This is a genomic window from Phenylobacterium sp., assembly GCF_046290725.1.
GTDB lineage: Bacteria > Pseudomonadota > Alphaproteobacteria > Caulobacterales > Caulobacteraceae > Phenylobacterium.
The window spans coordinates 691,209-703,058 of the sequence record NZ_JBKBUH010000002.1 but is presented as its reverse complement, the minus strand read 5'-3'; the positions used below and the strand labels follow the sequence as shown (position 1 = coordinate 703,058).

Below are 11,850 nucleotides of genomic sequence, written 5' to 3'. Positions count from 1 at the left end.
TCGAAGGGAGCCTGGAGAGCTGCCCGGGAGGTCCGCCATGAACGCCCCGCTCGACGTCTTCCGCGATGAGGCCCGCGCCTGGCTGGCCGAGAATTTCCCACCCTCGCTGAAGGGCCGCGGCGCGATCATGTCGGCCGAGGCGCCAGTCGCCGAGGACGGCGACTACAAGCTCTGGAAGGCGCGGATGGGTGAGAAGGGCTGGGGCGTCCCCACCTGGCCCAAGGCCTATGGCGGCGGCGGACTTAACCCTCGTGAGGCCAAGATCCTGCGCGAGGAGATGGCCGCCCTCGGCGCCTGGAACCCCATCGGCGGCATGGGCGTGATGATGTTCGGGCCGACCTTGCTCGAATACGGAACCGAAGAGCAGAAGCAGCGCCACATCCCGCCCATCGTCCGCGGCGAGCTGCGCTGGTGCCAGGGCTATTCGGAGCCGGGCGCGGGCTCGGACCTCGCCTCGCTGCAGACGCGCGCCGAGGACAAGGGCGACCACTTCCTGGTCAACGGACAGAAGATCTGGACCTCCGGCGCGCAATACGCCGACTGGTGCTTCTGCCTGACCCGCACCGACCCGACCAAGAAGCACGAGGGCATCTCGTTCCTGCTGATCGACATGCGTTCGCCGGGCGTGGAGGTTCGGCCGATCCGGCTGATCTCCGGATCTTCGCCCTTCTGCGAGACCTTCTTCACCGACGTGAAGGTGCCGAAGGAGAACCTGGTCGGCCCGCTGAACGGCGGCTGGACAGTGGGAAAGCGCCTGCTGCAGCACGAGCGCAACGGGCTTTCGGGCGGGACCGGCGGCCCGGCGCGGACCAATCCGGCCGCCCTGCGCAAGGCGGCGCTCGACTACATCGGGCGCGAGGAGGACGGGACGCTGGCCGACGAGGACTTCCGCACCCGCCTGATCCAGCAGGAAATGGACGTGCGCGCCTACGCGCTCACCCAGGCTCGCGTCGCGGAGGATGCGCGGAGCCAGAACGGCCCCAGCGCGGCGACCTCGATCATGAAGAACGCCGCCTCCCGCAACAACACCGACCATTGCGAGATGGTGGTGGAGGCTCTGGGCCTGAACGGCCTGGGCTGGGACGGCGACGAGTTCACGCAAGAGGAGCTGGCGGCGGGGCGCGCCTACCTGCGGATCAAGTCGTCCACCATCGCCGGCGGCTCCTACGAGATCCAGAACAACATCATCGCCAAGCGCATCCTGGGCCTGCCGGACCCGAACCGGCACACCTACTGAGATCGTCAACAGGCCCCGCGCGGCCATCCCCAGGGACTGCGGGGGCCCGCGTCGACCGGCGGCCTCCAGCTTGATAGACTGGGTGCGTGGTAAACGGCCCCGGACGAGACGTATGACGCGCCAGCTTCGCCTGCAGCTCAGGCGGCCCGTCTCCTACGCGCTCGACGATTTTGTCCGCGGCCCTTCGAACAGCCAGGCCATCGCCTTGCTGGAGGCTTGGCCCCGCTGGCATGGCGGCGTGCTGACCCTGGTGGGGCCGCCCGGCGTCGGCAAGACCCACCTGGCGCGCCACTGGGCCGAGCAGGCGGGCGCCGCGATCCTTGCTCGCGAAAACCCGGACATCGAGGCCGCCGCCGGCCGGCCGGTGCTGGTGGAGGACGTGGACGCGGGCATCCAGGCCGAGGCCCTCTTCCACCTGATCAATATGGCCGGGCGCGAGGGCGGCGGCCTCTTGATGACCGCCCGGACCGCACCGGCCGCCTGGCCCGCCGACCTGCCCGACCTGCGTTCGCGACTCAACGCCTTGCCGGTCGCCCTGATCGAGGAGCCGGACGACGAGGTCCTGGAAGGCGTGTTGAGAAAATTCTTCCGCGAGCGGAGCATTCGGCCGCCCCGGGAGGTTTTCTCCTATCTCCTGCGACGCATGGAGCGGTCCATCCCCTATGCCCGCGAGATCGTCAAACGTCTGGACGAGACCGCCGACGACGAGCAGCGGCCGATTTCCCGCGCCCTGGCGCGGCAGATTCTTGAAGACGAGTCCGAGAATCTTGACCTTTTCGAGTGAAGACTTGCGGCCCATCTCGGCTTGGTCGAGAAACGACCCATGCCCCCGGACGCTGCAATGACCTATTCCGCCCCCGCCTCCCGGCGGACCGACGTCGCCGATACCCCCTTGGCGCTGGACGCCGATCTGGCGCGCTCTCCCGACCGCTTCTTCAACCGCGAGATCTCCTGGCTCGCCTTCAACGAACGCGTGCTGGACGAAAGCCGCAATCCGCGCCACCCGCTGCTGGAGCGCCTGCGGTTCCTCTCGATCTCCGCCAACAACCTCGACGAATTCTACATGGTCCGGGTGGCCGGCCTGAAGGCCCAGGCCCGCGAGGGCGTGCGGGTGGTCTCGCAGGACGGCCTGACGCCGGCCCAGCAGCTGGTCCGCGTCAACGCCCAGGCCGCCGAACTGATGAAGGACCAGCAGACCCGCTGGCGCGAACTGCGGCGCGAGCTGGCCGAGGAGGGCCTCGCCCTGGTCGGCGCCGACCAGGTCGCTCCCGCCGAAAAGCAGGCGCTGGAGGAGGTCTTCCTAAGCCGCGTCTTTCCGGTTCTGACGCCGCTTGCCATCGACCCGGCCCATCCCTTCCCCTTCATTCCCAACCTCGCCTTCTCCATCGTGCTGAAGGCGAAGCGGCGCCTGGACGGGCGGCTGATGTACGCCCTGGTGCCGATCCCGGCCCAGGTGGCGAGGTTCTGGGAGCTGCCCTCCCCCGGCGGCGGACGCCGCAAGCGACCCGATCGGCGCTTCATCAGCCTGGAGAGCATGACGGCGCTCTTCCTCGACCACCTGTTTCCCGACTCCGACGTGGAAATCCGCGGCGTCTTCCGTCTGATCCGGGATTCCGACGTGGAGATCGAGGAGGAGGCCGAAGACCTGGTGCGCGAGTTCGAGGCGCGGTTGAAGCAGCGCCGGCTGGGCTCGGTGGTCCGCGTCGAGATCGAGGCCGACATGCCCGAGGAGTTGCGCGGCTTCATCTGCGAGAACCTCCACGCCAAGCAGGAAGACATCATCCTGATCGACGGGTTGCTGGGCCTGGACGAACTCTCGCAGCTGATCCCCTCCGACCGGCCGGACTTGAAGTTCAAGCCGTTCCAGCCGCGCTTCCCCGAACGCATCCGCGACCACGGCGGCGACTGCTTCGCCGCGATCCGCGACAAGGACATCCTGGTCCACCACCCGTTCGAGAGCTTCGACGTGGTGGTGCAGTTCCTGCGCCAGGCGGCGCGCGACCCGAACGTGCTGGCGATCAAACAGACGCTCTATCGCACCTCGCAGGATTCCCCCATCGTCGCGGCCCTGATCGAGGCCGCCGAAACCGGCAAGAACGTCACCGCCCTTGTGGAGATCAAGGCCCGGTTCGACGAGGAGGCGAACCTGAAATGGGCGCGCGACCTGGAGCGCGCCGGCGTGCACGTGGTCTTCGGCTTCGTGGAGTACAAGACCCACGCCAAGCTCTCGATCGTGGTGCGCAAGGAGGGGGACGCGCTGCGCACCTACTGCCACTTCGGCACCGGCAACTACCACCCGCTGACGGCGCGGATCTATACCGACCTGTCGCTGTTCACGGTCGATCCGGCGCTGGCCCGCGACAGCGCCCGCCTGTTCAACTTCATCACCGGCTACGCCCGGCCCGAGCGGCTGGAGAAGCTCTCCTTCTCGCCGGTCACCATGAAGGAGGACCTGCTGACCCTGATCGGGCGGGAAGTGGAGAACGCCCGCGCCGGCAAGCCCGCCGCCATCTGGGCCAAGCTGAATGCCCTGGTCGACCCGGTGGTGATCGATGCGCTCTACGCCGCCTCCCAGGCCGGCGTGCCCATCGACCTGGTAATCCGCGGCATCTGCTGCCTGCGCCCCGGCGTGCCGGGCCTCTCGGACAATATCCGGGTCAAGTCCATCGTCGGCCGCTTCCTGGAGCACTCGCGGATCGTCGCCTTCGCCAACGGCAAGCCGATGCCCTCGCCCGAGGCGCGTGTGTTCATCTCGTCGGCCGACTGGATGCCGCGCAATCTCGACCGCCGGGTCGAGTGCCTCACGCCGGTGGAGAACCCGACCGTGCACCAGCAGGTCCTGCAGCAGATCATGGTCGCCAACCTGAAGGACGAAGCCCAGAGCTGGACCCTCGACGGCGAGGGGCGCTATAGGCGGGACCCGTCATGGAACGACCCGGCCGCGTTCTCCGCGCACGAGTACTTCATGACCAATCCCAGCCTTTCGGGCCGTGGACAGAAGGTGAAGGACATGCCGCGCGCGATCGATCATGTGGCCACGCGCGGTTAGCGAGCCGGCCCCGACAGCGGCGGCGGCGGCGGGCCGCCAGGCGGCGGTGATCGACGTCGGATCGAACTCCGTCCGCCTCGTCATCTATCGGCTGGAAGGCCGGGCGATCTGGACCGTCTTCAACGAAAAGGCCCTGGCCGGGCTTGGCCGCGACCTGCCGTCGGCCGGCCGGCTCTCGCCCGACGGCGTCGAGGTGGCGATCACCGCGCTTCGGCGGTTCCGGGCGGTGCTCGACGAGTGGGACGCCGCCGAAGTCATGACGGTCGGCACGGCGGCCGTGCGCGAAGCCCGGGACGGCCCGGACTTCATCGCCCGCATCCAGGCCGAGACGGGCCTGCGCCTGCGGGTGCTCTCGGGCGCGGAAGAGGCGCGCTATGCGGCGCTGGGCGTGCGCGCCGGCCAGCCGGACGCCCGCGGCGTGGCCGGCGACCTGGGCGGGTCGAGCCTTGAGCTGGTGCATCTCGACGCCGACATGCCCTCCGGAATCACCCTGCCGCTCGGCCCCTTCGCCCTGGGCGCCCCGCGGCCGCTGGAGGCCGACCGGGTGCGCAGGATCGTGGCTGAGCGTCTCGACGACGCGGCCCTGCGATTCCGCACGCGGGAGTTCCACGCCGTCGGCGGCGCCTGGCGCAACCTCGCCCTCCTGCACATGGAGATGGCCGACTATCCCCTGCGGGTGGCCCATCAGTACGAGATGAGCCGGTCGGACGCCCTGGACGTGGCCCGCTTCGTCGCCCGCCAGTCGCGCGCCTCGCTGGAGCGGATGGTGGGCCTGTCCAAGAAGCGTTTCGACACCCTGCCCTATTCGGCCCTGGTGCTGGACGCCCTGATCGAGCGGCTGGGCGTGGAGCATATCGTCATCTCCGCCTACGGCCTGCGGGAGGGCTTGCTGCTGGATTCCATGCCGCCGGGCGTGCGCGGCCAGGATCCGCTGATCGAAGGTTTCGAGGCGCTTTCGCAGGTCCGCGGCCTGTCGCCCGACCTGGGCGCGGCGCTAGAGGCGTGGGTGGGACCCGCGCTCGGCAAGCTGCCGCCGGTGTTCGGCGCGCGTGAGCCGGCGCTGACGGCGGCCGCCTGCCGCATCGCCGACCTGGGCGCGCGGCTGCATCCGGACCATCGCGGCGAACTCACCTTCGAGATCATCCTGCGCGCGCCGGTGGCCGGCATGAGCCATGCGGAGCGCGCCTTCCTGGCCTGCGCCGGCTTCGCCCGGCACAATTCGTCCTCCAACCTGCCCCAGGCGGCGACCATCGCCCGCCTGCTGACGCCGGAGCGCCGGCAGCGCGCACGGGCCCTCGGGGCGGCCATCCGCCTGGGCTGCGACCTCTCCGGCCGCAACGCCGGCCTGCTGCGCCACGCGAGACTGGAGATCGAGGGCGACACCCTGGCCCTCGACGCCGAGGGCCGCTGGCGCGACATGCTGCTGGGCGAGCAGACCGCCAAGCGGGCCCAGACCCTGGCCCAGGCCCTGCGCCTGAAGCTCCGGCTGGGCTGAGTTCGGGCCTATCGCTGGGCGTAGGCCCGCTTTCTGGTCTTCTTCGCCTGCTTTTCGTTCAGGGGATCGGAGATGCAGGCGACGCGGACGCGGCGGTTCAGGGCGGCGCGCTCGTCGTCGCGCGCGGCGCTCATGGCCAGAGAAGCCGCCGTACCCGCCAAGGGCGCCATGAGGTTGCCGACGAAACCCACCACCCCGCGGGTCGCCTCCTGGTCATCGTAGCGGGCGACCGCCTTCCGCGCCGCCACGCACCGGGAGGACGTCCACTTTCGATCGGTGGTGTCGAGATTCAGCACCGTCTGCTTGGGCGAGCTCACACACCCGCCAAGCCCCACCGCTGCGGCGACGAGCGCCACGACAAACACCCTCATGCGAACCTCCGGCGTGCCGGAGAAGCCAACACCGGAGGCCCGCGAGGGTTCCGCAAGCTCGGCGGCGCCCCTATGGTCGCGGCCCCGACGACCTGGACCCGGCCCGCATGAGTTCCCGTCTCGCCCTCTATCATCCCTCCGGACAGCTGGGCCTCGGGAACAACGTCTTCGGCAAGGACGTGGCCAACCTCGACCTGTTCCGCGCCCTGGCGCGCCACGGAGGGTTCGAACAGGTCGACCTGCTGGTCCCCGATCCCCTCCCGCCCAGCCAGTTGGCCCAGGGACTGCTCGGTGAGGCTTCCGGCGGAACGCGGTTGGCCTCGCACGGCCTGTTGGACATGGGCGCGGCGGCGGCGGCCGGCGCCCTGCTGCGCGGCCTGCCGGACATTTCCGACCTGGCCTGGATGCGGCGGCGAGTGGCCGGCGACCGCGCCTACAGCCTGCTCGGCCTGATCCACACCATCGCCCCGCCGATCACCCGCCAGACCATCGCCGCCACGGCGCTGGCGCCCACCCAGCCCTGGGACGCCCTGATCTGCACCTCGCCCTCGGTGCGCGAGGCGCTGGCGCGCATGTTCGAGGAACAGGCCGATTACCTGGCCGAGCGCGCCGGCGGCGGGCGGCTGCCGACGCCAAACCTGCCGCTCGTGCCGCTGGGCGTGGACGGAGCGCACTTCGCGGCCCAGGCGGACCGACCGCAGGCGCGGCGGGCGCTGCGCGAGGAGCTGGGGCTCGCCGAGACCGACGTGCTGGTGATCTGGGTGGGACGGCTCTCCTTCTTCGAGAAGGCCTTCCCCCAAGCCATGTTCCGCGCCGTCGAGGAAGCCGCCCGAGAGAGCGGCGCACGCGTGCATTTCGCCCTGGCCGGGTGGTTCCCGAACCCCGAGGTGCATCGCCCGCTCTACGAGGCCGCCGCCCAGGCCTACGCACCCTCGGTTCCCGTACATTTCATCGACGGCAACGACCGGAGCCGCCTGGCCGATCTGTGGGCCGCCGCGGACGTCTTCCTCTCTCTGGTGGACAATATCCAGGAGACCTTCGGCATCACGCCGCTGGAAGCCATGGCCTCCGGCCTGCCGGTGGTGGTCAGCGACTGGGACGGCTATCGCTTCACTGTCCGGGACGGGCGGGAAGGCTTCCTGATCCCCACCCTGGGCGGGCCGCTGAACGGCGCCGGACGGGCGATCGCGGCGGCCCACGTCCTGCAGGTGCAGAGCTATCAGACCTATGTGGGCGCGGTCGCCCAGCACACCGCCGTGCATGTGGGCCGCGCGGCCCAGGCGTTGGGCGCCCTGGCCGCCGACCCGGATCTGCGCCGACGCATGGGGGCGGCCGGGCGCGAGCGCATCCGCACCACATTCGACTGGCCGGTCGTCGCCCGCCAGGTGCGCGAACTGGTGGACGAGCTGGCCGCGATCCGCAAGGCGGCGGCCGAGCCCTCGCGCCGGCACATGTTCAACCCCGTGAAGGGCGATCCCTTCCGGGACTTTGCAGGCTTCGCCAGCCAGGTGCTGCGGGCCGAGACGGTGGTGTCGGTCCGGGACGGCGCCGGGGTGGCGGATCTGGAGCGGGCGGCGGGCCTCGCCCTCGACCGGTTCGGCGACGGCTGGCGGCTGGCCGACGCCGAGACCCGGACGATGGTGGATCGCCTCGCTGCGGAAGGCCCCCTGGCGGTCCGCGCGCTCTGTGAGGCCCTGCCGGCCGAACGCCGCCGCGCCGCCGAACTCACCCTTGCCTGGCTGGCCAAGCTCGGCGTGCTGGACTGGGCTGAAAGCGCATAGCAAGAGGGCGACGCACCGGTCGCCCGCCGCGTCGCCCTCTCATCCAGACCCGAAGGCCTGCGCCGTTTGAGACCTTCGACGTTTCAGGCGGACGGGGTCGCCCCCGCATGCTGTCTACGTCTCCGGCGCCGTCGGCCGGCGCGGGTCGCCCCGCCCCCGCCTGGGGCCTTCCGCGCCGTGGGCGTTCCGGTTTCCCGGTCCGCCGCCGCCGCGTCGCTCTCGGCAAGGGAAGGCTCGCCCAGGATGGCGCGGACGGCAAGCGCGCGACCCCCCCCGGCTGTTGGCCGGGTGGTGGACAAGCTGTGCAGAACTTGTGGAGCGCCGCCGCAACCGCTTGGCGACCAAGGCGCGCCGGGCTTTCCCCAGAAACCGCCGCTCAGTCGGCCCGCACCAGCAGGAAGGTGGCGTCGTCCCGGCCGCCGCGGGCCTCGACCAGCTCCAGCAGCCGGTCGGCGGCCGCCTGAAGCTCGAAGGCGGCGAGCGTTTCGCCGATTTCCACGTCCGGCACAAGCCCCGTCAGCCCGTCCGAACAGAGCAGCAGGATGTCGCCACGGCGCAGGTCGCCATGGGTTTCGCCGAGTTCAAGCCCGTCGGAGGCGCCCACCGCCCGGGTGATGACGTTGGAGATCCGGGCCTTGCCGGCGTCGCGCTCGTCCAGCGCCCCGCCGTCGATCAGCTCCTGGACCAGGCTGTGATCGTGGGTCAGCCGCATCAGGAGCTCGCCACGCTGCAGATAGGCGCGGCTGTCGCCGGCCCAGACGCAGGCGTAGTGATCCTCGTGCACGGCGAGCGCGACGACGGTGGAGCCGACCACCGCGCCTTCGCCCAGGGCCGCAGCCTGGGCGCGCAGGACCGCATTGGCCCCGACCAGCCGCTCGCGCATCTCGCGCAGGAGGGCGTAGCCGGAGAGCTGCGGGCGCACCTGGCGCAAGGCCTCCACAACCGCGCCGCTGGCCGCCTCGCCCGCCCGGTGGCCGCCCATGCCGTCGGCCACCGCCCACAAGCCCACCTGCGGTCGCGCCAGATAGGCGTCCTCGTTGTGGTCGCGGCCCGATCCGGCGCGGGTGCGGGCGAGCGTCGTGAAGCTCAGCGGCCGACGCGCCGCGGCCTGGCTCATGCGCGGGTGCTCATCGCGTCCAGCTCCTGCAGCTGGCGCTCATAGGCGTGGCGGAAGGCGCGGTTCGGCGGACTCTCCGGATCCTCCAGCGCCTTGAACTGCAGATCCTCGTGCAGCTTCGCATAGGCCGCGAAGGCCAGGGCCTCGCGGTTGCGAAGGAGTTGCTGCCCCTTGACCTGCGCCTGGGCGGCCTCCGGCGAGAGCGCCTCGAAGGTGGCGAGCACGGCGGCGCGCAGGCCGGCCATCGTGCAGAGCAGGTGCTTCTTGAGGTCCTCGAACGAGACCTTCACCGCCGCCGGCCCCGACAGGAAGCCCTCGCCCCGCGGCCGCAGCAGGTCGGCCGCCACCCGCTGGGCCGGCGCCCACTTGAAGGGGTTGTTGCCCTCGGCGCCGACGGTCGTGCGGTCCATGCGGTACTCGGCCTTCACCGAGGTGCGCTCGTCCATCAGGTCCGAGAGCCCCAGCACCATCTCCCGATAGACCGCGCCCAGGCGCCGCATCACCTCGACCGGATCCTCACCGGCGAACCCCGTCGCATCGATCCGCGCGCCGGCGCAGAAGGCGTCCAGCAGGGAGCCGTCGCTGGGCCGGCCGGCCCCTTCCGGCTCCGGCCAGTCCGCGCCCGCATCCGCTGCGGGCACGGGCCGCAGAACCGGCGCCTCAGGGCTGTCGAGGCCTTCGACCAGCAGCATGAAATCGCCGATCCGCAACACGTCGCCCGGAACGACCTCCACGGCCTCGCCGGGCGGCAGGCGCTCGCGCTCGGGCCCGCGCAGGACGCCGTTCGAGGAGGTGTCGCGAAGGGTGAGGCGGCCGCCGGCGAGCCGCAGCGTGCAGTGTGCGCGGCTGACCGCGCGGGTCTCGTCGGGAATGGACCAGCCGGTCCCGGGATCGCGCCCGATCACCAGCTCGCCCTCTTCGAGGCGGCGCTCGGCCAGGGGGTGGAACGGGTCGTCCTGCCGGAACAGGCGCAGGGTGACGGCGGCGAGCGGCGCGGCGCGGGCCGCCTGGGTCGAGGTCGGCACGGACGTCAGCTCCGGGTGGCGATCACCGTCCGCGCGCCGGCTTCGGCGTCGAGGATGCGCGTGCGTTCCACCGCCTCCATGGCGCGCTCGGCGGCCGCGGCGGCGGCGTGCAGGGTTTCGGGCGCGCGGAGCGGCTCCTCGGGCGTGGCCTCGTTCTCCAGCCGGTGCTGCACCATGCCCGCCAGTCGGTTGAAGCCGTCGAACAGTTCCCCGAACTCGTCGCGGCGATTGTGCGAGATGCGGAAGTCGAGCCGGCTCTGCGCAGCATCGGCCAGCGCGGCCTTCAGTCGCCGCACCGGCGCGGCCACATGATGGGCCGCGGCGTAGGCCACCGCGATCACCACGCCCAGCACCACCAGCGACAGGATCGTCATGAGCCCCAAGGAAAGGGCCAGCGCCGCCTCCAGCTCCTTCTTGGACAGCGTCATGTCCACCAGGCCGAAGTTGCGGCCGGCGTAGCGGATCGGGCGCACGAAGCGGAAGGCCCCCTCCCCGGTTTCGAGCTTCAGGGCGGTGACGGTCGCGTCCTCGCCCTCGCGCAGCAGGTCTTCGCCGCGCGGCGTCTCGTAGATCCGACCCAGGGTGGCGGTGTCGTCGGACGCGCGGATGAAGCCCTCGGAATCGACCACGGTGATGGCCCGGACGTTCTGGTCGGCGGCGGCGGCCTTCACGAAGGCCTCGACGGGCGCCCAGTCCCGCTCGCCGGGCGCGGCGGCGGCGTTCTCCACGGCGGCCAGGGCCGCATTGCTGGCTACGAAGGAGGTCATAGCCACGCCGGAGGTCAGCGCCATCTCCTGAAGCGCCTTCTCCTGGCGATCGAGGACCAGGGCCACGGCGGCGAAGAGGACCACCGAGGTGATGGTCGCCATGACCAGCGCCATGCGGGCCTGCAGCGGCAGGTTCCGGCGCCCCTGCGCGCCTTCGGCCATGACCGCGGCGTGGGCGGCCTGCTCGCGGCGCAGGGCGGCCGCCAGCTCCTCGCCGGTCGCGAAGCGCTTTTCCGGCTTCTTGGCCAGCAGCTTGCCGATGATGAACTCCAGCCCTCGCGGGCAGTCGGGAGCGAGTTCGGCGATGGGGCGCGGGTCGTTCTGGGTGATCTGCAGGGCGAGCGTGGCGGCGCTGGAGCCGGCGAAGGCCCGCTGGCCGGTGACCAGTTCGTAGAGCACCACGCCCGCCGAAAAGAGGTCCGAACGGCCGTCGAGCGCGCCGCCCAGGGCCTGTTCGGGGCTCATATAGCGGGGCGTTCCCAGGACCTGGCCGATCTGGGTCTTCAGGGTCTCGGCGTCGCCTTCGGCTTCCGCCACGCGGGCGATGCCGAAATCGAGGATCTTGATGCTGCGCCCGTCGGGGGCGAGCATGATGTTGGAGGGCTTGATGTCCCGATGGACCACGCCCAGCCCGTGGGCGTAGTTCAGCGCCTCGCCCAGCTGGGTCCCGACGGCGAGCACGCTCTCGACCGACAGCCGCTCGCGCTGCATCACCTGGTCGAGGGGCCGGCCCTCCAAGAGCTCCATGGCGATGTACGGATAGCCGTCCACCTCGCCGACGTCGTAGATGGTCACGATGTTCGGGTGCGAGAGGGCGCCGGCGGCGCGCGCCTCGCGCAGGAACCGCGCGGCATACTGCCGGTTCTGGCGGAACTCCGCCTTCAGCACCTTGATCGCCAGCACCCGATCGATGCCGGGATCATAGGCGCGATAGACGTCGGCCATAGCGCCTTCGCCTATGGCGGCCTGAACCTCGTAACGTCCGACCAGTTTGAGCATGCCCCGGCC

General features: G+C 71.0%; 9 protein-coding genes. 5 read left to right on the top strand and 4 right to left on the bottom strand.

All coding sequences use genetic code 11. From position 1 onward, the window contains the following. The first annotated feature begins 37 nt into the window (after nucleotides 1-37). The 4 genes from ACK41C_RS14715 (at nucleotide 38) to ACK41C_RS14700 (ending at nucleotide 5,781) form a co-directional block, all read left to right on the top strand. A complete protein-coding gene (locus ACK41C_RS14715) occupies nucleotides 38-1,237 on the top strand; it encodes an acyl-CoA dehydrogenase family protein (protein ID WP_409655765.1) in 1,200 nt (399 codons plus the stop codon). Nucleotides 1,238-1,349: 112 nt separating this feature from the next. Next, nucleotides 1,350-2,021, top strand: coding sequence for an AAA family ATPase (locus tag ACK41C_RS14710; protein WP_409655763.1), 672 nt, complete (start codon nucleotides 1,350-1,352; stop codon nucleotides 2,019-2,021). 39 nt (nucleotides 2,022-2,060) lie between these two features. Next, nucleotides 2,061-4,286, top strand: a complete 2,226-nt coding sequence (locus ACK41C_RS14705) for an RNA degradosome polyphosphate kinase (RefSeq protein ID WP_409655761.1) — start codon at nucleotides 2,061-2,063, stop codon at nucleotides 4,284-4,286. Continuing rightward, complete coding sequence (locus ACK41C_RS14700; protein ID WP_409655759.1) at nucleotides 4,267-5,781, top strand: Ppx/GppA family phosphatase; 1,515 nt, start codon at nucleotides 4,267-4,269, stop codon at nucleotides 5,779-5,781. Before ACK41C_RS14705 ends, ACK41C_RS14700 begins: the two co-directional genes overlap by 20 nt. Nucleotides 5,782-5,789: 8 nt before the next feature. Here the strand turns inward: ACK41C_RS14700 and ACK41C_RS14695 are convergent, their stop codons facing one another. Beyond that, the gene (locus tag ACK41C_RS14695; protein ID WP_409655757.1) at nucleotides 5,790-6,152 is read right to left on the bottom strand and encodes a hypothetical protein; all 363 of its coding nucleotides are present in this window, start codon (nucleotides 6,150-6,152) and stop codon (nucleotides 5,790-5,792) included. A gap of 107 nt (nucleotides 6,153-6,259) precedes the next feature. On the opposite strand from ACK41C_RS14695, the gene ACK41C_RS14690 reads away from it, so the two are divergent. Beyond that, nucleotides 6,260-7,933: a glycosyltransferase family 4 protein gene (locus tag ACK41C_RS14690; RefSeq protein ID WP_409655755.1), complete on the top strand. Its 1,674-nt coding sequence runs from the start codon at nucleotides 6,260-6,262 to the stop codon at nucleotides 7,931-7,933. 376 nt (nucleotides 7,934-8,309) lie between these two features. Here the strand turns inward: ACK41C_RS14690 and ACK41C_RS14685 are convergent, their stop codons facing one another. From ACK41C_RS14685 to ACK41C_RS14675, 3 genes are read right to left on the bottom strand one after another with little or no spacing between them, the layout of a single operon-like run. Continuing rightward, nucleotides 8,310-9,050: a PP2C family protein-serine/threonine phosphatase gene (locus tag ACK41C_RS14685; RefSeq protein ID WP_409655753.1), complete on the bottom strand. Its 741-nt coding sequence runs from the start codon at nucleotides 9,048-9,050 to the stop codon at nucleotides 8,310-8,312. Further along, the gene (gene tagH, locus ACK41C_RS14680; protein ID WP_409655751.1) at nucleotides 9,047-10,075 is read right to left on the bottom strand and encodes a type VI secretion system-associated FHA domain protein TagH; all 1,029 of its coding nucleotides are present in this window, start codon (nucleotides 10,073-10,075) and stop codon (nucleotides 9,047-9,049) included. Before tagH ends, ACK41C_RS14685 begins: the two co-directional genes overlap by 4 nt. A gap of 5 nt (nucleotides 10,076-10,080) precedes the next feature. After that, nucleotides 10,081-11,841 carry a protein kinase domain-containing protein gene (locus ACK41C_RS14675; protein WP_409655749.1) on the bottom strand — a complete coding sequence of 587 codons (1,761 nt, stop codon included), beginning with the start codon at nucleotides 11,839-11,841 and terminating at the stop codon, nucleotides 10,081-10,083. Nucleotides 11,842-11,850 lie beyond the last annotated feature (9 nt).

Coding starts and splice junctions, on each gene's coding strand:
- ACK41C_RS14685 (WP_409655753.1), bottom strand. CDS start 9,050: ATGAGCCAGGCCGCGGCGCGTCGGCCGCTGAGCTTCACGACGCTCGCC.
- ACK41C_RS14675 (WP_409655749.1), bottom strand. CDS start 11,841: ATGCTCAAACTGGTCGGACGTTACGAGGTTCAGGCCGCCATAGGCGAA.
- ACK41C_RS14705 (WP_409655761.1), top strand. CDS start 2,061: ATGCCCCCGGACGCTGCAATGACCTATTCCGCCCCCGCCTCCCGGCGG.
- ACK41C_RS14695 (WP_409655757.1), bottom strand. CDS start 6,152: ATGAGGGTGTTTGTCGTGGCGCTCGTCGCCGCAGCGGTGGGGCTTGGC.
- ACK41C_RS14710 (WP_409655763.1), top strand. CDS start 1,350: ATGACGCGCCAGCTTCGCCTGCAGCTCAGGCGGCCCGTCTCCTACGCG.
- ACK41C_RS14700 (WP_409655759.1), top strand. CDS start 4,267: ATGTGGCCACGCGCGGTTAGCGAGCCGGCCCCGACAGCGGCGGCGGCG.
- ACK41C_RS14715 (WP_409655765.1), top strand. CDS start 38: ATGAACGCCCCGCTCGACGTCTTCCGCGATGAGGCCCGCGCCTGGCTG.
- ACK41C_RS14690 (WP_409655755.1), top strand. CDS start 6,260: ATGAGTTCCCGTCTCGCCCTCTATCATCCCTCCGGACAGCTGGGCCTC.